Below are 18,575 nucleotides of genomic sequence, written 5' to 3'. Positions count from 1 at the left end.
GTCCATGGGCGCCGCGGCCGACTGCGTGCGCCGTATCGTGGAACGGGTACGCCGCAGACATCACCGGTCGACGCAGATCGACGGAACGACGGAGAGAGGCGCCGCGCAATGGTGCAGATCAAGACCCCCGAGCAGATCGCCAAGATGCGTGAGGCGGGGCTGGTGGTCGCTGCCATTCACGCGGCCACCCGTGAGGCGGCGGTGCCCGGCGCCACCACGGCGGACCTCGACCAGGTCGCCCGCAAGGTGATCGCCGAGCACGGCGCGAAGTCGAACTTCCTCGGTTACGGCGGCTTCCCCGCGACGATCTGCACCTCGGTCAACGAGGTCGTCGTCCACGGCATCCCGGACGAGAAGACCGTCCTCAAGGACGGCGACATCATCTCCATCGACGCGGGCGCGATCATCGACGGCTGGCACGGCGACGCCGCGTACACGGCCTTCGTGGGCACCGGTCACGCTCCGGAGCTGGTAGAGCTCTCCCGGGTGACCGAGGAGTCCATGTGGGCCGGTATCGCCGCGATGAAGGTCAACAACCGCCTCGTCGACATCTCGAAGGCGATCGAGTCCTACATCCGCCGCCAGCCCCGCCCCGCCACCGGCAAGTACGGGATCATCGAGGACTACGGCGGCCACGGCATCGGCACCGAGATGCACATGGACCCGCACCTGCTGAACTACGTCGCCCGCAAGCGCGGCAAGGGCATCAAGCTGGTCCCGGGCGTCTGCCTGGCCATCGAGCCGATGGTCTCGCTCGGTACGGCGCGGACCGAGGTGCTCCAGGACGACTGGACCGTGATCACGACGGACGGCACCTGGTCCTCCCACTGGGAGCACTCCATCGCCCTCACCGAGCAGGGCCCCCTGGTCCTCACCGCCCCCGACTGCGGCCGCGCGAAGCTGGCCCAGTACGGGATCGAGGCGGCGCCGGACCCGCTGGGCTGAGCCGCGGTGCCGCGCCGGGCCCGCAGGGCGGAAGCCGGGCCGCCGGCGAGGTCTAAGGATCTCCTCGGCTGGGCAAACTTGACGGATTCGTCTTTTGGGGTCCGCTGACGTAGACTGACTCGTCGGCTGTCGTGCATCGGTATGTCCGCATGCGATGCCGAGAGTTGATCAAGGTAGCCGATTCGAAAGGCGAAGCGTGGCCAAGAAGCAAGGTGCCATCGAAATCGAGGGCACCGTGATCGAGTCCCTCCCGAACGCCATGTTCAAGGTGGAACTCCAGAACGGTCACAAGGTCCTCGCGCACATCAGCGGCAAGATGCGGATGCACTACATCCGAATCCTTCCGGATGACCGGGTCGTCGTGGAGCTCTCTCCGTACGACCTGACGCGTGGCCGGATCGTCTACCGCTACAAGTAGATCTTGCCTCCGCCCCGCATTCGCGAGGCGACGGCACTGACCCGGAGAACCTGACATCCCATGAAGGTCAAGCCGAGCGTCAAGAAGATCTGCGACAAGTGCAAGGTGATCCGCCGTCACGGCCGGGTCATGGTCATCTGCGACAACCTGCGCCACAAGCAGCGCCAGGGCTGACGCACGACCACCTGCATCTCGCAGTACTTCGCGCGACGCACGTAATACGTACATACGCAGAGCCCGTCCACGCTTCGGCTGACGACACCTCCGGCGGGGGCCGGGGACCTGGGCGTACCACCTCTCCTCCCGAGAGGTCGGCGGTCAGGAGTGGCACTGCGGAAGACCCCCGAACGAACAACTGGAGCCATTGAATGGCACGCGTTTCAGGTGTTGACATTCCGCGCGAAAAGCGCGTGGAGGTCGCCCTCACCTACGTCTTCGGCATCGGGCGCACCCGGTCCAAGGAGATCCTCGCCGCCACCGACGTGAACCCGAACACCCGTGTTCGCGACCTGGCCGAAGAGGACCTGGTCAAGATCCGCGAGTACGTGGACGCCAACCTCCGCACCGAGGGTGACCTTCGCCGCGAGATCCAGGCCGACATCCGCCGCAAGGTCGAGATCGGCTGCTACCAGGGTCTGCGTCACCGCCGCGGTCTGCCGGTCCACGGCCAGCGCACCAGCACGAACGCTCGTACCCGCAAGGGCCCGCGTCGCGCGATCGCCGGTAAGAAGAAGCCGGGCAAGAAGTAGTCCTCAGCGGACGCACTGCGGTCGTCCGGTCACCGGGCACCCGCAGCAACCAGCGGTCTTCGCTGTAGGACCGATCACCTCCCCTCTCCATCTGGAGTCAAGACATGCCCCCCAAGGGTCGTCAGGGCGCAGCCAAGAAGGTGCGTCGCAAGGAAAAGAAGAACGTCGCTCACGGCCACGCGCACATCAAGAGCACGTTCAACAACACCATCGTCTCGATCACGGACCCCTCGGGCAACGTGATCTCCTGGGCCTCCGCCGGCCACGTCGGCTTCAAGGGCTCGCGCAAGTCCACCCCCTTCGCCGCGCAGATGGCCGCCGAGTCGGCCGCCCGTCGCGCGCAGGAGCACGGCATGCGCAAGGTCGACGTCTTCGTGAAGGGTCCGGGCTCCGGCCGCGAGACCGCGATCCGTTCGCTCCAGGCCACCGGCCTGGAGGTCGGCTCGATCCAGGACGTCACCCCGACGCCGCACAACGGCTGCCGTCCGCCGAAGCGCCGTCGCGTCTGATCCGTCACGGCCGGTGACGGCCGTGCGTCAATGACGCGGATGCGGGCGGTATGTCCCTTCCGGGGCATGCCGCCCGTATCCTTGTTTCATCTGTCGGGCATCAAATAGTGGGTGCCCACGACTGAAGGATCTCCACATGCTTATCGCTCAGCGTCCGTCGCTGACCGAAGAGGTCGTCGACGAGTTCCGCTCCCGGTTCGTCATCGAGCCGCTGGAGCCGGGCTTCGGCTACACCCTCGGCAACTCCCTGCGCCGCACGCTCCTCTCCTCGATCCCCGGTGCCGCTGTCACCAGCATCCGGATCGACGGTGTCCTGCACGAGTTCACCACCGTGCCGGGCGTCAAGGAGGACGTCACCGACCTCATCCTCAACATCAAGCAGCTGGTCGTCTCCTCGGAGCACGACGAGCCGGTCGTGATGTACCTGCGCAAGCAGGGCCCCGGCCTGGTCACCGCCGCGGACATCGCGCCGCCGGCCGGTGTCGAGGTGCACAACCCGGACCTGGTCCTCGCCACGCTCAACGGCAAGGGCAAGCTGGAGATGGAGCTGACCGTCGAGCGCGGTCGCGGCTACGTCTCCGCCGTCCAGAACAAGCAGGCGGGCCAGGAGATCGGCCGTATCCCGGTCGACTCGATCTACTCGCCGGTGCTCAAGGTCACGTACAAGGTCGAGGCGACCCGTGTCGAGCAGCGCACCGACTTCGACAAGCTGATCGTCGACGTCGAGACCAAGCAGGCCATGCGTCCCCGTGACGCCATGGCGTCGGCCGGCAAGACCCTGGTCGAGCTGTTCGGCCTGGCGCGCGAGCTCAACATCGACGCCGAGGGCATCGACATGGGCCCGTCGCCGACGGACGCCGCGCTCGCCGCCGATCTGGCGCTGCCGATCGAGGAGCTCGAGCTCACGGTCCGTTCGTACAACTGCCTCAAGCGCGAGGGCATCCACTCCGTGGGTGAGCTCGTGGCCCGCTCCGAGGCCGACCTGCTCGACATCCGCAACTTCGGTGCGAAGTCGATCGACGAGGTCAAGGCGAAGCTGGCCGGTATGGGCCTCGCGCTGAAGGACTCGCCTCCCGGCTTCGACCCGACCGCCGCCGCCGACGCCTTCGGCGCCGACGACGACGCGGACGCCGGTTTCGTGGAGACCGAGCAGTACTGATCCACCCCCCGGCCGGGCCTTCCGCCCGGCCGGGTTCTTGATCTTCCGCGTGGCGTCCGCCGCGCGGGAACTGACACCGGTACCTGATACGGCCGGTGCAGCACACAAGGAGAAACACCATGCCGAAGCCCGCCAAGGGCGCCCGTCTGGGCGGCAGCGCTGCGCACGAGAAGCTTCTTCTCAACAACCTCGCGAAGTCGCTGTTCGAGCACGGCCGCATCACCACGACCGAGGCCAAGGCCCGTCGCCTGCGTCCGGTCGCCGAGCGTTTCATCACCAAGGCGAAGAAGGGCGACATCCACAACCGTCGCCTGGTGCTGCAGTCGATCACGGACAAGGGCATCGTTCACACGCTCTTCACCGAGATCGCCCCGCGGTACGAGAACCGCCCCGGTGGTTACACCCGTATCACCAAGATCGGCAACCGTCGTGGCGACAACGCCCCGATGGCGGTCATCGAGCTGGTCGAGGCGCTGACCGTGGCCCAGCAGGCCACCGGTGAGGCCGAGGCCGCCACGAAGCGCGCGGTCAAGGAAGACGCCCTCAAGAAGGACGCGGCCGAGGCCGAGGTCGTCGAGGACGCCAAGCCTGCCGACGACGCCGAGTCCAAGGACGCCTGAGCGTTCTGAGACCACAGGACGGGCCCGCATCACCCTTCGGGGCGGTGCGGGCCCGTTCCGTATGCACCTGCGAGCAGCTGTGAGAACCCGCGGAAAGGGACCCTGGGGTGAGTGACGAAGTGGAGCCCGGCTCCGTACGGGTACGGCTGGACCTGGCGTACGACGGCAAGGACTTCTCGGGCTGGGCGAAGCAGACCTCGCGGCGGACCGTCCAGGGGGAGATCGAGGACGCGCTGCGGACGGTGACCCGGTCCGCGCGGACGTACGACCTGACCGTCGCCGGGCGGACCGACGCCGGGGTGCACGCCCGGGGCCAGGTCGCCCACGTCGACCTGCCGGACGAGGTGTGGGCGGAGCACGGCGAGAAGCTGCTGCGGCGGATGGCCGGGCGGATGGCGCCCGACGTACGCATCCGGCGGATCGCGTCGGCGCCCGCCGGGTTCAACGCGCGGTTCTCCGCGCTGTGGCGCCGCTACGCGTACCGGGTCTGCGACGCCCCCGGCGGGGTGGACCCGCTGGTGCGGGGTCATGTGCTGTGGCACGACCGGCCGCTGGACGTGGACGCGATGAACGCGGCGGCCGTCCGGATGACCGGGGAGCACGACTTCGCCGCGTACTGCAAGAAGCGCGAGGGCGCGACGACCATCCGTACGCTCCAGAAGCTGAGCTGGGAACGGGACCCGGCGACCGGGATCATGACGGCGACCGTGCAGGCGGACGCGTTCTGCCACAACATGGTGCGGGCGCTGATCGGTGCCGCGCTCTTCGTCGGCGACGGGCGCCGCCCCGCCGAATGGCCGGCCCAGGTGCTCGCGGCCCGGGTGCGCGACCCCGGGGTGCACGTGGTGCGCCCGCACGGGCTGACGCTGGAGGAAGTGGCCTACCCGGCCGACGAGTTGCTGGCCGCCCGTGCCGAGGAGGCGCGCAATGTGCGCACGCTCCCCGGAACGGGCTGCTGCTGAGGGCCGGTCAGGAGGTCCGGCCGGCCTGGGCGGTGGCCGCGGCCGAGGCCTGGAGCTCGCCACGGTGACGGATCTGACGGAACGTGAAGTTCGTCAGGTCGTCACCGGTGGCGTAGACGTTCTTGTCGGCCGTGGTGACGCTCTTGCCGTTGGTGAAGCCGCTGATCGCGAAGTAGGCGTAGCGGCCGTACGAGTTGGAGGTGCGGCGGCAGACCGAACCGGCCGGGCAGAAGGCGGGCACGCCCGCGCCGGGCAGGGTGGCGATGCTGCCGCTCGACTGCTGGGCCGCCTTCTTCGCCTGCGCCTCCGTCCGGAACACCGCGAGGCCGACGGTGACGGCGACGCCGTCCTTGCTGTACGTGGCCCGGATCACCTGCTCGCAGCCGTTGTTCACCAGGATCGGGCCCAGCGCGCCCTTCGTCGTCGCGGCACAGCTCTTCGTCTGCTGCGTCGCGCCCTTGACGTAGACGCGGTCGCCCATCGTGAGCTTCTTGCCGGGGAAGAACGCGTCGACGTTGATCGGCGCCCGGTCCTTCTTCGCGTCGGAGATGTAGTCCTTCGGGTCCGGCGGGGGCAGCGGGGCCACCGAGGAGAAGGACGGCTCGGGCTGCGCGGTCTCCTTTGGCAGATCGCTGGGCGCGGGCAGCTCGCTCGCGTTCTTGCCGGAACCGTGGGCGGCGTTGTTCTTGTTGGTCGAGATGACCGCGGTGGCCACGGCCGCGCCGATCGCCGCGGTGGCGAGCACGCCGCCGCCGATCAGCAGCCATTTCTTGCGCCGGCTGCGCGCGGCGGACGCGTCGGCCATCGCCGCCCAGTCCGGAGTCTGTGTGCCCCCTGGCCCCCCGAAGGGCCCCCCTTGCCCATAGCTCATGCGGCGAATCCTAGAGGAGACGTAAACCGGTTGGGTCAGGGCTTCGCGGACCGTGACAATGATGCGCATGGGACATCTCGAAGCGGGCCATCTGGAGTACTACCTGCCGGACGGGCGGGTGCTGCTGGGCGACGTGTCGTTCCGGGTGGCGGACGGTGCGGTGGTCGCGCTGGTCGGGGCCAACGGTGCGGGCAAGACGACGCTGCTCAGGCTGCTGGCCGGGGACCTCCAGCCGCAGGGCGGCTCCGTCTCGGTGAGCGGCGGGCTCGGGGTGATGCCGCAGTTCGTGGGCTCCGTGCGGGACGGGCGCACCGTGCGGGACCTGCTGGTCTCCGTGGCGCCGCCGCGTATCCGGGAGGCGGCGCTGGCGGTCGACCGGGCCGAGGAGCTGATCCTCACCGTCGACGACGAGGCCGCGCAGATGACGTACGCGCAGGCGCTGAGCGACTGGGCGGAAGCGCGCGGCTACGAGTCCGAGACCGTCTGGGACATGTGCACCATGGCCGCGCTCGGTGTCCCGTACGAGAAGGCGCAGTGGCGCGAGGTGCGCACCCTGTCCGGCGGTGAGCAGAAGCGGCTGGTGCTGGAGGCCCTGCTGCGCGGGCCCGACGAGGTGCTGCTGCTCGACGAGCCGGACAACTACCTCGACGTGCCGGGCAAGCGGTGGCTGGAGGAGAAGCTGAAGGAGACCCGCAAGACGGTCCTCTTCGTCTCGCACGACCGCGAGCTGCTGTCCCGGGCGGCCGAGAAGATCGTCAGCGTGGAGCCGAGCCCGGCGGGCAGCGACGTCTGGGTGCACGGCGGCAGCTTCGGCACGTACCACCAGGCGCGCAAGGACCGCTTCGCCCGGTTCGAGGAGCTGCTGCGGCGCTGGGAGGAGGAGCACGCCCGGCTGAAGGCCCTGGTCCACCGGCTGCGGCAGCAGGCGGCGATCAGCCCCGACATGGCGTCCCGCTACCGGGCGATGCAGACCCGCTTCAAGAAGTTCGAGGACGCGGGACCGCCCCCGGAGCCGCCGCGCGAGCAGGAGATCACCATGCGGCTGCGCGGCGGCCGTACCGGCGTACGGGCCGTGACCTGCGAGAACCTTGAGCTGACCGGGCTGATGAAGCCGTTCGACCTGGAGATCTACTACGGGGAACGGGTCGCCGTCCTCGGCTCCAACGGCTCCGGGAAGTCGCACTTCCTGCGCCTGCTCGCCGGGGAGGAAGTGGCGCACACCGGTGCCTGGAAGCTGGGTGCCCGGGTCGTGCCGGGCCACTTCGCGCAGACCCACGCGCACCCGGAACTGCTCGGCCACACGCTCGTCGAGATCCTGTGGACCGAGCACGCCAAGGACCGCGGCGGCGCGATGTCCGTGCTGCGCCGCTACGAGCTGGAGCGCCAGGGCGACCAGCCCTTCGAGAAGCTGTCCGGCGGGCAGCAGGCGCGGTTCCAGATCCTGCTGCTGGAACTGGCCGGTACGACCGCGCTGCTCCTGGACGAGCCGACGGACAACCTGGACCTGGAATCGGCCGAGGCGTTGCAGGAGGGGCTGGAGGCGTACGAGGGGACGGTGCTCGCGGTCACCCACGACCGCTGGTTCGCGAAGTCCTTCGACCGCTATCTGGTCTTCGGCTCCGACGGGGTCGTGCGCGAGACGCGGGAGCCGGTGTGGGACGAGCGCCGGGTGGAACGGGCACGGTAGGGCGGGGCGGGACGGGCACGGCACGTTTTGACCCGTCCGGGGCGGGGCGGGTAGTGTCGACCGTTGTTATGCGTATGGGCTGCGTGTTCTCACGCGAAGAGCCCGTGCGCAAGTTCTCTGGAGCAGTTACCAGTGGCTCGCATACGGGCGGTGTTCCCGGCGCTGTGGGCCCCAGCTGCATGATCGCTTCAGAGGTGTCGTGTGTATGGACCCCATCCACTGAAGAAGCGAAGGCTACGAAGTGCGTACGTACAGCCCCAAGCCCGGCGATGTCACTCGCCAGTGGCACATCATTGACGCGCGGGACGTCGTCCTGGGCCGTCTGGCCAGCACGGCTGCGAACCTCCTCCGCGGCAAGCACAAGGCGATCTACGCCCCCCACATGGACATGGGCGACTTCGTCATCATCATCAACGCCGACAAGGTTCACCTGTCCGGCAACAAGAAGACCCAGAAGATGGCGTACCGCCACTCCGGGTTCCCGGGCGGCCTCCGCTCCGTCCGCTACGACGAGCTGCTCGCCAAGAACCCCGAGAAGGCCGTCGAGAAGGCCATCAAGGGCATGATCCCCAAGAACAGCCTTGGCCGTCAGGTGATCTCGAAGCTCAAGGTCTACGCGGGCGACCAGCACCCGCACGCTGCTCAGCAGCCGGTCCCGTTCGAGATCACCCAGGTCGCGCAGTAGTTCCGGCCTCCCCCTAAGACCATAAGAAAGATCTGAGGAGAATCGTGGCCGAGACCACTGTTGAGAACCCCGTCGAGGGCACCGAGGGCGAGGAGATCTTCGCCGAGGTGACCACCTTCGAGTCCGAGGTTCCCGTCGAGGGCGAGTACACCAGCGAGTCGCTGGCCTCCCGCTTCGGCGACCCGCAGCCCGCCGCCGGCCTGGGCCGTCGGAAGAACGCCATTGCCCGCGTCCGGATCGTTCCGGGCACCGGCAAGTGGAAGATCAACGGTCGCACCCTTGAGGACTACTTCCCCAACAAGGTGCACCAGCAGGAAGTCAACGAGCCCTTCAAGGTGCTCGAGCTCGACAACCGCTACGACGTCATCGCCCGCATCTCGGGTGGCGGCGTCTCGGGTCAGGCCGGTGCCCTGCGCCTCGGCGTCGCCCGTGCGCTGAACGAGGCCGACGTGGACAACAACCGTCCCGCGCTGAAGAAGGCCGGCTTCCTCTCCCGCGACGACCGTGCGGTCGAGCGCAAGAAGGCCGGTCTCAAGAAGGCCCGCAAGGCCCCGCAGTACAGCAAGCGCTAATCCGCCTGCTCACCTGCTGTACACGTTCGCCCCGGCGGCACACTTCGTGCTGCCGGGGCGTTCGTCTATTGGCACCCCCGGGCGTATAACGACACAAGACGTTCATAGGCTCTTTTCTGCGACGTTGCGTCGATCACGTGGCGTCGCGCGAACCGGCGGCGGATTCGCGGTGTTGTGCGCGCCGTGTGCTGTGCCGCTTTGGTTGATTTGGTTGTGCGGTTTCGGAGCATCTTCGGAGGACACCAGTGGGACGACTCTTCGGCACGGACGGTGTGCGCGGTGTCGCCAATGCGGATCTGACGGCCGAGCTGGCGCTCGGTCTCTCGGTCGCTGCGGCGCATGTTCTCGCCGAGCGCGGCACCCACGACGGGGCACGGCCGACCGCCGTGGTGGGCCGTGATCCACGGGCTTCCGGAGAGTTCCTGGAGGCCGCGGTGGTGGCCGGGCTCGCCAGCGCCGGTGTGGACGTCCTGCGCGTCGGTGTGCTGCCCACCCCGGCGGTGGCGTACCTCACCGGGGCGCTGGGCGCCGACCTCGGCGTGATGCTCTCCGCGAGCCACAACTCCATGCCGGACAACGGTGTCAAGTTCATCGCCCGCGGCGGTCACAAGCTCTCCGACGAGCTGGAGGACCGGATCGAGACGCTGTACCGGCAGCACCGCGGCGGCGAGCCGTGGGAGCGCCCGACCGGCGCCGGTGTGGGGCGGGTCACCGAGTACACGGAGGGCTTCGACCGTTACGTGGCCCACCTGGTCGCGGTCCTGCCGAACCGGCTCGACGGGCTGAAGGTCGTGCTCGACGAGGCGCACGGCGCGGCCGCCCGGGTCTCGCCGGAGGCCTTCGCGCGGGCCGGCGCCGAGGTGATCACCATCGGGGCCGACCCCAACGGCCTGAACATCAACGACGGCTGCGGCTCCACCCACCTGGGCCCGCTGAAGGCGGCCGTCGTCGAGCACGGCGCCGACTTCGGCATCGCGCACGACGGCGACGCCGACCGCTGCCTGGCCGTGGACGCCTCGGGCGAGGAGGTCGACGGCGACCAGATCCTCGCCGTGCTGGCCCTCGCCATGCGCGAGAAGGGGCAGCTGCGCAAGGACACCGTGGTCGGCACCGTGATGTCCAACCTCGGCTTCAAGATCGCGATGGAGCGGGAGGGCATCCAGCTCGTCCAGACCGCCGTCGGCGACCGGTACGTACTGGAGTCGATGAAGTCCGAGGGCTACGCGCTCGGCGGCGAGCAGTCCGGCCACGTCATCGTGCTGGACCACGCCACGACCGGCGACGGCACGCTGACCGGGCTGCTGCTGGCGGCCCGGGTCGTCGCCACCGGCCGCACGCTCGCCGATCTGGCCGGGGTCATGCAGCGGCTGCCGCAGCTGCTGATCAACGTCCGCGACGTCGACAAGTCCCGGGTCGGCAGCTCCCCGGAGATCGCCGCGGCCGTCACCGAGGCCGAGCGCGAGCTGGGCTCCACCGGCCGGGTGCTGCTGCGCCAGTCGGGCACGGAGCCGCTGGTGCGGGTCATGGTCGAGGCCGCCGACATCGAGCAGGCCAGGGCGGTCGCCGAGCGGCTGGCCGATGTGGTGAAGTCCGCGCTGGGCTGAGGTCCTGGGGCGGGTCCGGTGGTCCGGGCCCGCCCCGTGCCGGAGCGGGGCGGGTCAGAGCTTGCGCAGGGAGAGCCGCTGGACCTTGTGGTCCGGGCCCTTGCGCAGCACCAGGGTGGCGCGGCCCCGGGTGGGGGCGACGTTCTCCACCAGGTTGGGCTTGTTGACGGTCCGCCACATCGTCGCCGCGTACTCCATGGCCTCCTCCTCGGAGACCTGGGTGTACTTGCGGAAGTACGACGACGGGTCCTGGAACGCCGTGTCGCGCAGCTTGCGGAAGCGGCTGAGGTACCAGCTCTCGATGTCCTCGGTGCGGGCGTCCACGTACACGCTGAAGTCGAAGTAGTCGGCGAGGCCGACCCTGGTGCGGCCGTCCTGGCCGGGCAGCGCGGGCTGGAGGACGTTGAGGCCCTCGACGATCAGGATGTCGGGGCGGCGCACGCTGAGCCGCTCGTCCGGCACGATGTCGTAGATCAGGTGCGAGTAGACGGGCGCCGTCACCTCGTCCTTGCCGGCCTTGATGTCGGCGACGAAACGGGTCAGGGCGCGCCGGTCGTACGACTCGGGGAAGCCCTTGCGGGACATCAGGCCGCGGGCCTTCAGCTCCTTCATCGGCAGCAGGAAGCCGTCGGTGGTCACCAGCTCGACGCGGGGGTGCTCGGGCCAGCGGGCCAGCAGCGCCTGGAGGATGCGCGCGGTGGTGGACTTGCCGACCGCGACGCTGCCCGCGACGCCTATGACGAACGGGGTGCCGCGCTGGGCGCCGTGGCCGTTGCCCGCGTCGCCGAGGAAGGTGTTCAGCGCGCCGCGCAGCCCCGAGGTGGCCTGGACGTAGAGGTTGAGGAGCCGGGAGAGCGGCAGATAGACGTCCCGTACCTCGTCGAGGTCGATGACGTCGCCGAGGCCGCGCAGCCGCTCCACCTCGTCGGCGGTCAGCGGCAGCGGCGTCTTGTCGCGCAGCGCGCTCCACTCGGCACGGGACAGGTCGACGTACGGCGTCGCCGCGTGCTCGGCGCGTCGGTGGGTGCTCCGTGGCGGCGAAGTGATCACGTGTTCATTGTTGCGGGAGTTTTGACGCGGTGGGGGGTGGGCTCGGTCACGTGGGGTACGCCGGGGCGTCGCCGCCCGGTCCGCTGTCCGGTCCGCCGTTCAGTCCGTCGGGCGGTCCGCCTTTTCGAGTACGCAGAGCTTCCCGTCGTCGGGGTCGCCGACGTACGTCCACAGGACGGGAACGTCGCCGCCGCTCCTGGCGTCGTAGAAGCCGCTGATCTCCCCGTCGCCGTACGTGAAGTCGAGGTCGACGGAGGTGGCCCCCTCCTCGTTGGTCGAATCGTCGGCGTCCCACTTCCCCGACGCGGAGAGCCTGGACGGGAAGTCGTAGCCGGAGTGGAGGTTGTTGTCGAAGTCGACGTAGTCGCCGCAGACCTGGGTGGAGCTGAAGGTGCCGTCCGCGGCGAGGACGAGGATTCCGCCCCGGTCGTCCTGCCAGGTGCCGGTCAGTTCGTCCGAGGACAGTGCGACCGGGGCGCCGTCCGGTTCCGGGGGGACGGCGAGGTCGCGCATGAGGACGAGCCCGATGACCAGGACTGCGGGGGCCAGGGCCACCAGGACCACCCCGATGACCGCGCCCGTCAGGATGCCGGCCCAGATCGGCATCCGGAACCCCCGCGGAGCCGGGGGCGGCGGGGGAGACGGCGTGGCGGGGTGCGGCGTGAGGGGCCTGAGGTCCCAGGCCGGCCGCTCCGGTGCGGTGTCTGATTCCTCGGCGCCGGACATGCGCCCACCCCCCCAGGTGTTCGTGCGGCGGATGCGCGGGAGCACCGCCGTGCCGTCATGATGCACCCGCGGCCCCCGGCCGTCGGCGGCGGGGCGGTGTCCGTACCCCCGTGACGGGCACCGCCCCCGCCGGGTCAGGGCTTCTGGCCCTTGCGGTCCACGACGGCGCCCGCGATCCGGGCCTCGCTCAGGGTGACCTGCCCCGCCCGGTACCGGGGCCCCGGCTGCTGCACCTTCTCGCCGGGGTACCTGAGCGTGTAGTCCTCGGCCACGACGAAGCGCTGGCCGACGTAGTCGAAGCTCCGCGGATCGAGCAGGATCTCCCGTTGCTCGTGGCTGCCGTCCTCCCTCCGGGTGATGGCGACGGCCTCGCGCCCGGCGGCGTCCTTCACCAGATGGCCGGTGACGCGGACGCCGGGGATGGTGGCCATGGCCCGGTAGACCCGGGCGAGGGCGGCCGGGGTGATCGGGTACGTCTGCACGACCAGGCTGACCGCCCGGAAGCTGTGCTGCGCCCTGGCCTCGGGCGGGCTCTCCGCCGTGTGACCGGTCGGGTAGAGGCGGCGGACGCTCGCCAGCAGCTGCTCCGGGTCGGCGGGCAGCGCGTTCGCGGCACGGTAGACCTGGCGGGCCGTGCGGTAGTCGGTGTCCTTGCCGTGCTTGGCCGCGGCGGAGTTGTCGTACGGCACCCAGGAGTCGGAGGTGTTCGAGATGGTGCTGGGGGCGGTGCCGTCCGAGGAGCCCACCGCGCTCAGGTTCGTCGTCCTGGTGTAGATCCACTGGTGGTCGAGCGGCTCCGGCGGAGTGGGCAGCCTCTCCAGCGTGTCGGCGGCCCGGTTCAGCACCTCGGCCGCGCTCTCCAGCCGCAGCGGCCCCGTGGCCGAGGCGGGCCCCGAGCGGTCCGGCGCGGCGTCCCAGAGCCGGGTACCGAGCACCGCCGCCACGGTGAGCGCCGCGGCCGCCACGACGGCGACGGTCCGCCGTTGCGCCCACGGGTGCCGGGGGCGGCGGCCCGGTGCAGCGGCCTCGGCGAGCCGTCGTCGGCCCGGGGCGAGCGCCGCGCGGTCGGGGGCGGGCGCGTCGTCGCGGAACTCGCGCAGCCGGGTCATTTCGTCCATGACGAGGTCAGCTCCATGGCGTCGGGCGTGAACGAGGGGTCCGCGCCGAGGGCCTCGCGGACCTTGCGGCGGGCGCGGTTGAGCCGGGACCGTACGGTGCCCAGCGGGATGCCCAGGGCCTCGGCGACCTCCTGGTACCCGAGATCGGCCCAGGCGACGAGCAGCAGTACATGGCGGTCGCCCGGCGAGAGCCCGGCGAGTGCCGAGGCCAGGGGCGCCCGCGCGGCGATCCGCTCGTCCACGTGCTCGCTCCAGGAGTCGGCCACCGGGTCCCGGCCGGTACGGGCCAGGGCCCGCAGCCCGCGTTCCTCGCTGCGCCGGTGCTTGCCGATGAGGTTCGCGGCGATGCCGTACAGCCAGGGACGGGCGCTGCGGCGGGAGCCGTCGTAGCGGTTCCGGGTCCGGAAGGCGGCCAGGAAGGTGTCCGCCGTGATGTCGTCCGCCGCGCCCTCCCCGAGGCGGCGGGCGGCGTAACGGTGGATCTCCGGCGCGTGGCGGTCGTAGAGACCGGCGAACGTCTCGGGCTCCGCCAGCGACCGTGCGATGAGCTCGGCGTCGTCGTCGTCGGGCGGGCCGGCTGGTGGTCCGGTCACATCGGCTCCTGGGGTTCGTCGGGCGAGTGTGGCACCCCTTGTTCCCCGCTGGGGACGGAAAGGTTCACGGGGCGGCCGCGGGGGGTGCCGTCCTCCCGGCCGCCCGGTGCGCCGTCTGCGACGATGCGAAGGAGAGGGGGCATATTGGCAGAGAAGGGAACGATATGTGCGGAATCGTCGGTTACGTCGGTGGGCGGTCGGCGCAGGACATCGTCCTCGCGGGCCTGAAGCGCCTGGAGTACCGGGGCTACGACTCGGCGGGCCTGGCCGTGCTCGCGGACGGCGGGCTGGCCGCCGCCAAGAAGGCGGGCAAGCTGGTCAACCTGGAGAAGACGCTGGCCGAGGCGCCGCTCCCGGCCGGTACCACCGGCATCGGGCACACCCGCTGGGCCACCCACGGCGCCCCCACCGACGCCAACGCCCACCCGCACCTGGACAACGCGGGCCGGGTGGCCGTCGTGCACAACGGGATCATCGAGAACTTCGCCGCCCTGCGCGCCGAACTCGCCGGGCGCGGCCACGACCTGGCCTCCGAGACCGACACCGAGGTCGTCGCCCACCTGCTCGCCGAGGCCCACTCCGCCTGCGCCGACCCGGCGGAGGCGATGCGCCAGGTCTGCCGCCGCCTCGAAGGCGCCTTCACGCTCGTCGCCGTACTCGCGGACGCGCCGGATACGGTGGTCGGGGCGCGCCGCGACTCACCGCTGGTGGTGGGGGTGGGGGAGGGCGAGTCGTTCCTGGCCTCCGACGTCGCCGCGTTCATCGCGCACACCCGCTCCGCGATCGAGCTGGGCCAGGACCAGGTGGTCGAGCTGCGCCGCGAGGGGGTCACCGTCACCGACTTCGACGGGCGGCCCGCCGAGGTCCGCGCGTACCACGTGGACTGGGACGTTTCCGCCGCCGAGAAGGGCGGCCACGACTCCTTCATGGACAAGGAGATCGCCGAGCAGCCCCGGGCCGTCGCCGACACCCTGCTCGGCCGGACCGACGGCGAGGGCTCGCTCCGCCTCGACGAGGTCCGCATCCCGCCGCACGAATTGCGCGAGGTCGACAAGATCGTCATCGTGGCCTGCGGCACCGCCTTCCACGCCGGGATGATCGCCAAGTACGCCATCGAGCACTGGACCCGCATCCCCTGCGAGACCGAGCTGGCCAGCGAGTTCCGCTACCGCGACCCGATCCTCGACCACCGCACCCTGGTCGTCGCGATCTCGCAGTCCGGCGAGACGATGGACACCCTGATGGCGCTGCGGCACGCCCGCGAGCAGGGCGCCCGGGTCCTGGCGATCTGCAACACCAACGGCTCCACCATCCCCCGCGAGTCCGACGCCGTGCTGTACACGCACGCCGGGCCCGAGGTCGCCGTCGCCTCCACCAAGGCCTTCCTCACCCAGCTGGTCGCCTGCTACCTGGTCGCGCTCTACCTGTGCCAGGTCCGGGGCACGAAGTGGGGCGACGAGATCCGCACCGTCGTCCGCCAGCTCGGCGCGGTCCCCGGCGCCGTCGAACGGGTCCTGGCGGACATGGCCCCGGTCCGCGCCCTCGCCCGCTCCCTGGCGGACCGGGGCACCGTCCTCTTCCTCGGCCGCCACGTCGGCTACCCGGTGGCGCTGGAGGGCGCGCTGAAGCTCAAGGAACTCGCCTACATGCACGCCGAGGGCTTCGCCGCCGGGGAACTCAAGCACGGGCCGATCGCACTGGTCGAGGAGGGGCTGCCGGTCGTCGTGGTGGTGCCCGCGCCGCGCGGCCGGTCGGTGCTGCACGACAAGATCGTGTCGAACATCCAGGAGATCCGGGCCCGCGGCGCCCGCACGATCGTCATCGCCGAGGAGGGCGACGAGACGGTCGTTCCGTACGCCGACCATCTGATCCGCATCCCCATTACGCCTACGCTGCTTCAGCCGCTGGTCTCGACCGTGCCGCTCCAGGTCTTCGCCTGCGAGCTGGCCAGGGCCCGCGGCAACGACGTGGACCAGCCGCGCAATCTGGCGAAGTCCGTGACCGTGGAGTAGCCGTCCGGCGAGCGGGCCGGCCGGCGAGGGATGAGGGGAACGCGCGTGATCATCGGGGTCGGGATCGATGTGGCCGAGATCGAACGGTTCGACGCGGCGCTGGAGCGTACGCCCCAGCTGGCCGACCGGCTCTTCGTGGAACGGGAGCTGACGCTGCCCAGCGGCGACCGGCGCGGGATCGCCTCGCTGGCCGCCCGGTTCGCCGCGAAGGAGGCCCTGGCGAAGGCGCTCGGCGCCCCCGCCGGGCTGCTGTGGACCGACGCCGAGGTGTACGTCGAGGAGAGCGGGCAGCCCCGGCTGCGGGTCCGCGGCACCGTCGCCGCCCGCGCCGCCGAACTGGGCGTACGGCACTGGCACGTCTCGCTGAGCCATGACGCGGGAGTGGCGTCGGCGGTGGTCGTCGCGGAAGGTTGAGCACATGCGTACCGCCTACAGCGTCGAGACCGTACGGGCCGCCGAGCGGGCCCTGATGGACCGGCTCCCCGAGTCCACCCTGATGCGCCGGGCCGCCGCCGGGCTCGCCGCCGTCTGCACCGACGTACTGCGCCGCCGGGGCCGGGTGTACGGGGCCCGGGTCGTCCTCCTGGTCGGCAGCGGCGACAACGGGGGCGACGCGCTGTACGCGGGCGCGCTCCTGGCCCGCCGGGGCGCCGGGGTGCGCGCCGTGCTCACCGCGCCGGACCGCGCCCACCCGGGCGGCCTGGCCGCCCTCCGCGCCGCCGGCGGGCGCACCGCGGCCGGCACCGACCTGTGGGGCGGCCACCTGGACCTGGTGGTGGACGGGATCACCGGCATCGGCGGCCGGGGCGGACTGCGCCCGGAGGCCGCCGCCCTGGTCCGCGAGCTGGCGGCCACCGGCGCGCCGCTGGTCGCCGTGGACCTGCCCAGCGGGGTCGAGGCCGGTACCGGGGAGGTGCGCGGCGAGGCGGTCCGCGCCGATGTGACGGTCACCTTCGGCACGTACAAGCCGGGCCTGCTCGTCGACCCGGCCGCCGAGCGGACCGGGGCACTGCACCTCGTCGACATCGGGCTCGGCCCGGAACTGCCCGCCGTGCCCGAGCTGGAGGCGCTCCAGTACGCCGACGTCGCCGCCCTGCTGCCGGTGCCGGCCGCCGAGAGCGACAAGTACCGGCGCGGGGTCGTCGGCATCGTCGCCGGGTCGGCCCGCTACCCGGGCGCGGCGGTGCTGGCCGTCTCCGGGGCGCTGCGGGGCGGGGCCGGGGCCGTGCGGTACGTCGGTCCGGGCGCGGACGCGGTGATCGCCCGGCATCCGGAGACCCTGGTGCACGCCGGGCCGCCGTCGCGGGCCGGGCGGGTGCAGGCCTGGGTGGTCGGCCCCGGGCTCGGCGACGGCACGGACGCCGAGGGGGCGGTCCGGGACGTGCTGGCCGCGGAGGTCCCGGTGCTGGTCGACGCGGACGGGCTGCGGCTGCTGGACACCGGCGCCGTCCGGGCCCGCACCGCCCCGACCGTGCTCACCCCGCACGCCGGGGAGGCCGCCGCGCTGCTCGGCGCCACCCGCGACGAGGTCGAGGCGGGGCGCCTCACCGCCGTACGGGAACTGGCCGCCCGCTACCGCGCCACGGTCCTCCTCAAGGGCTCGACGACCCTGGTCGCCGCCCCGGACCCGGACGTACCGGTACGGGTCAACCCGACCGGCACGTCCTGGCTGGCCACGGCGGGCAGCGGCGACGTGCTCTCCGGACTGACCGGCTCCCTGCTGGCCGCGGGCCTCGACCCGCGCGACGCCGCGTCCACCGGCGCCCACCTGCACGGACTCGCCGCCCGCCACGCCTCGGACGGCGGCCCGGTCGCCGCCCAGGACGTCGCCGACGCGATCCCCGCGGCCTGGCGGGACGTACGGGCCTGAGCGATCCTGGCCGCAGGGCCGAGGGCAGGAGGCACACCGTGACCGGCAGCGACGTACGCGTACGCAGGGTGTACGAGCCGAAGGAGGCCGGGGACGGCACCCGCGTCCTGGTCGACCGGCTCTGGCCGCGCGGCGAGTCCAAGGAGCGCGCCGCGATCGACAAGTGGCTCAAGGACGTCACCCCCTCCGCCGAGCTCCGCTCCTGGTACCACGCGGACCGCACCGGCACCCGCTACGACGAGTTCACCGAGCGCTACCGCACCGAACTGACCGATCCGGTCCACCGGGCGGCCGTGCGGGAGCTGGTCGAACTCGTCGAGGAGGGCGGCCCGGTGACCCTGGTCACCGCCGTCAAGGACGTGGCCCACAGCCACGTCCCGGTCCTCGTCGACCACCTGGAGCACGAGCTGCACCACCACCGCTGA

Annotated in this window: 21 protein-coding genes; 16 read left to right on the top strand and 5 right to left on the bottom strand. The window is 71.3% G+C overall.

Translation table 11 applies throughout. The features are described 5' to 3' along the window. Positions 1 to 108: 108 nt before the first annotated feature. The 8 genes from map to truA all read left to right on the top strand — a co-directional run bounded on the left by map (position 109) and on the right by truA (position 5,362). Positions 109 to 945, top strand: a complete 837-nt coding sequence (gene map, locus ACFCV8_RS16365; RefSeq protein ID WP_376686013.1) for a type I methionyl aminopeptidase — start codon at positions 109 to 111, stop codon at positions 943 to 945. Positions 946 to 1,141: 196 nt separating this feature from the next. Then, positions 1,142 to 1,363 (top strand): translation initiation factor IF-1, encoded by a 222-nt coding sequence (gene infA, locus ACFCV8_RS16360; RefSeq protein WP_003956442.1) that lies wholly within the window; start codon positions 1,142 to 1,144, stop codon positions 1,361 to 1,363. A 60-nt stretch (positions 1,364 to 1,423) separates the two neighbouring features. After that, positions 1,424 to 1,537 carry a 50S ribosomal protein L36 gene (gene rpmJ, locus ACFCV8_RS16355; RefSeq protein WP_003956441.1) on the top strand — a complete coding sequence of 38 codons (114 nt, stop codon included), beginning with the start codon at positions 1,424 to 1,426 and terminating at the stop codon, positions 1,535 to 1,537. 194 nt (positions 1,538 to 1,731) lie between these two features. Further along, positions 1,732 to 2,112, top strand: coding sequence for a 30S ribosomal protein S13 (gene rpsM / locus ACFCV8_RS16350; RefSeq protein WP_148838713.1), 381 nt, complete (start codon positions 1,732 to 1,734; stop codon positions 2,110 to 2,112). Between the two features lie 104 nt (positions 2,113 to 2,216). Beyond that, a complete protein-coding gene (gene rpsK / locus ACFCV8_RS16345) occupies positions 2,217 to 2,621 on the top strand; it encodes a 30S ribosomal protein S11 (RefSeq protein WP_003956432.1) in 405 nt (134 codons plus the stop codon). Between the two features lie 136 nt (positions 2,622 to 2,757). Beyond that, entirely contained in the window at positions 2,758 to 3,780 is a 1,023-nt protein-coding gene (locus ACFCV8_RS16340; RefSeq protein WP_024755423.1) for a DNA-directed RNA polymerase subunit alpha, read from the top strand. A 119-nt stretch (positions 3,781 to 3,899) separates the two neighbouring features. Next, positions 3,900 to 4,400 carry a 50S ribosomal protein L17 gene (rplQ, locus tag ACFCV8_RS16335; protein ID WP_376686012.1) on the top strand — a complete coding sequence of 167 codons (501 nt, stop codon included), beginning with the start codon at positions 3,900 to 3,902 and terminating at the stop codon, positions 4,398 to 4,400. A 107-nt stretch (positions 4,401 to 4,507) separates the two neighbouring features. After that, on the top strand, positions 4,508 to 5,362 hold the full coding sequence (truA, locus tag ACFCV8_RS16330; RefSeq protein ID WP_376686011.1) for a tRNA pseudouridine(38-40) synthase TruA: 855 nt from the start codon (positions 4,508 to 4,510) through the stop codon (positions 5,360 to 5,362). Positions 5,363 to 5,369: 7 nt separating this feature from the next. Here the strand turns inward: truA and ACFCV8_RS16325 are convergent, their stop codons facing one another. Then, positions 5,370 to 6,233 carry a hypothetical protein gene (locus ACFCV8_RS16325; RefSeq protein WP_376686010.1) on the bottom strand — a complete coding sequence of 288 codons (864 nt, stop codon included), beginning with the start codon at positions 6,231 to 6,233 and terminating at the stop codon, positions 5,370 to 5,372. A 67-nt stretch (positions 6,234 to 6,300) separates the two neighbouring features. On the opposite strand from ACFCV8_RS16325, the gene ACFCV8_RS16320 reads away from it, so the two are divergent. The 4 genes from ACFCV8_RS16320 (at position 6,301) to glmM (ending at position 10,781) form a co-directional block, all read left to right on the top strand. Beyond that, a complete protein-coding gene (locus ACFCV8_RS16320) occupies positions 6,301 to 7,920 on the top strand; it encodes an ABC-F family ATP-binding cassette domain-containing protein (RefSeq protein ID WP_376686009.1) in 1,620 nt (539 codons plus the stop codon). A 241-nt stretch (positions 7,921 to 8,161) separates the two neighbouring features. After that, entirely contained in the window at positions 8,162 to 8,605 is a 444-nt protein-coding gene (rplM, locus tag ACFCV8_RS16315) for a 50S ribosomal protein L13 (RefSeq protein WP_376686008.1), read from the top strand. Between the two features lie 44 nt (positions 8,606 to 8,649). After that, entirely contained in the window at positions 8,650 to 9,177 is a 528-nt protein-coding gene (gene rpsI / locus ACFCV8_RS16310; protein ID WP_376686007.1) for a 30S ribosomal protein S9, read from the top strand. Positions 9,178 to 9,422: 245 nt separating this feature from the next. Further along, on the top strand, positions 9,423 to 10,781 hold the full coding sequence (glmM, locus tag ACFCV8_RS16305; RefSeq protein ID WP_376686006.1) for a phosphoglucosamine mutase: 1,359 nt from the start codon (positions 9,423 to 9,425) through the stop codon (positions 10,779 to 10,781). Between the two features lie 54 nt (positions 10,782 to 10,835). Here the strand turns inward: glmM and coaA are convergent, their stop codons facing one another. The 4 genes from coaA to ACFCV8_RS16285 form a co-directional block, all read right to left on the bottom strand. Then, entirely contained in the window at positions 10,836 to 11,831 is a 996-nt protein-coding gene (coaA, locus tag ACFCV8_RS16300; RefSeq protein ID WP_376686005.1) for a type I pantothenate kinase, read from the bottom strand. A 99-nt stretch (positions 11,832 to 11,930) separates the two neighbouring features. Then, positions 11,931 to 12,437 (bottom strand): hypothetical protein, encoded by a 507-nt coding sequence (locus ACFCV8_RS16295; protein WP_376686004.1) that lies wholly within the window; start codon positions 12,435 to 12,437, stop codon positions 11,931 to 11,933. A 254-nt stretch (positions 12,438 to 12,691) separates the two neighbouring features. Beyond that, on the bottom strand, positions 12,692 to 13,675 hold the full coding sequence (locus tag ACFCV8_RS16290) for a CU044_5270 family protein (RefSeq protein ID WP_376686003.1): 984 nt from the start codon (positions 13,673 to 13,675) through the stop codon (positions 12,692 to 12,694). Further along, positions 13,663 to 14,268, bottom strand: coding sequence for an RNA polymerase sigma factor (locus tag ACFCV8_RS16285; RefSeq protein ID WP_376686002.1), 606 nt, complete (start codon positions 14,266 to 14,268; stop codon positions 13,663 to 13,665). The genes ACFCV8_RS16290 and ACFCV8_RS16285 overlap by 13 nt, the downstream gene beginning before the upstream one ends. Positions 14,269 to 14,432: 164 nt before the next feature. Between ACFCV8_RS16285 and glmS the strand changes: the two genes are divergently transcribed. The 4 genes from glmS to ACFCV8_RS16265 are packed head-to-tail and all read left to right on the top strand — an operon-like array spanning position 14,433 to position 18,575. After that, complete coding sequence (glmS, locus tag ACFCV8_RS16280; protein ID WP_376686001.1) at positions 14,433 to 16,280, top strand: glutamine--fructose-6-phosphate transaminase (isomerizing); 1,848 nt, start codon at positions 14,433 to 14,435, stop codon at positions 16,278 to 16,280. A 45-nt stretch (positions 16,281 to 16,325) separates the two neighbouring features. Continuing rightward, complete coding sequence (locus tag ACFCV8_RS16275; RefSeq protein ID WP_376686000.1) at positions 16,326 to 16,694, top strand: holo-ACP synthase; 369 nt, start codon at positions 16,326 to 16,328, stop codon at positions 16,692 to 16,694. Positions 16,695 to 16,698: 4 nt separating this feature from the next. Further along, the gene (locus ACFCV8_RS16270) at positions 16,699 to 18,150 is read left to right on the top strand and encodes an NAD(P)H-hydrate dehydratase (protein WP_376685999.1); all 1,452 of its coding nucleotides are present in this window, start codon (positions 16,699 to 16,701) and stop codon (positions 18,148 to 18,150) included. Positions 18,151 to 18,188: 38 nt separating this feature from the next. After that, positions 18,189 to 18,575: a DUF488 domain-containing protein gene (locus tag ACFCV8_RS16265; RefSeq protein WP_376685998.1), complete on the top strand. Its 387-nt coding sequence runs from the start codon at positions 18,189 to 18,191 to the stop codon at positions 18,573 to 18,575.

The sequence above is a fragment of the Streptomyces sp. NPDC056347 genome (assembly GCF_042262625.1).
Lineage (GTDB): Bacteria > Actinomycetota > Actinomycetes > Streptomycetales > Streptomycetaceae > Streptomyces.
Note: the sequence above shows the minus strand (reverse complement) of the source record. Positions and strands in the feature narration are given on the sequence as shown.

What these genes read in the sequence shown, in the direction of transcription:
- ACFCV8_RS16270 (WP_376685999.1), top strand. Translation starts at nt 16,699, where the DNA reads ATGCGTACCGCCTACAGCGTCGAGACCGTACGGGCCGCCGAGCGGGCC.
- glmS (WP_376686001.1), top strand. Translation starts at nt 14,433, where the DNA reads ATGTGCGGAATCGTCGGTTACGTCGGTGGGCGGTCGGCGCAGGACATC.
- rpsK (WP_003956432.1), top strand. Translation starts at nt 2,217, where the DNA reads ATGCCCCCCAAGGGTCGTCAGGGCGCAGCCAAGAAGGTGCGTCGCAAG.
- map (WP_376686013.1), top strand. Translation starts at nt 109, where the DNA reads ATGGTGCAGATCAAGACCCCCGAGCAGATCGCCAAGATGCGTGAGGCG.
- ACFCV8_RS16325 (WP_376686010.1), bottom strand. Translation starts at nt 6,233, where the DNA reads ATGAGCTATGGGCAAGGGGGGCCCTTCGGGGGGCCAGGGGGCACACAG.
- rpsM (WP_148838713.1), top strand. Translation starts at nt 1,732, where the DNA reads ATGGCACGCGTTTCAGGTGTTGACATTCCGCGCGAAAAGCGCGTGGAG.
- rplQ (WP_376686012.1), top strand. Translation starts at nt 3,900, where the DNA reads ATGCCGAAGCCCGCCAAGGGCGCCCGTCTGGGCGGCAGCGCTGCGCAC.
- rpmJ (WP_003956441.1), top strand. Translation starts at nt 1,424, where the DNA reads ATGAAGGTCAAGCCGAGCGTCAAGAAGATCTGCGACAAGTGCAAGGTG.
- ACFCV8_RS16320 (WP_376686009.1), top strand. Translation starts at nt 6,301, where the DNA reads ATGGGACATCTCGAAGCGGGCCATCTGGAGTACTACCTGCCGGACGGG.
- ACFCV8_RS16290 (WP_376686003.1), bottom strand. Translation starts at nt 13,675, where the DNA reads ATGGACGAAATGACCCGGCTGCGCGAGTTCCGCGACGACGCGCCCGCC.
- ACFCV8_RS16340 (WP_024755423.1), top strand. Translation starts at nt 2,758, where the DNA reads ATGCTTATCGCTCAGCGTCCGTCGCTGACCGAAGAGGTCGTCGACGAG.
- ACFCV8_RS16295 (WP_376686004.1), bottom strand. Translation starts at nt 12,437, where the DNA reads ATGCCGATCTGGGCCGGCATCCTGACGGGCGCGGTCATCGGGGTGGTC.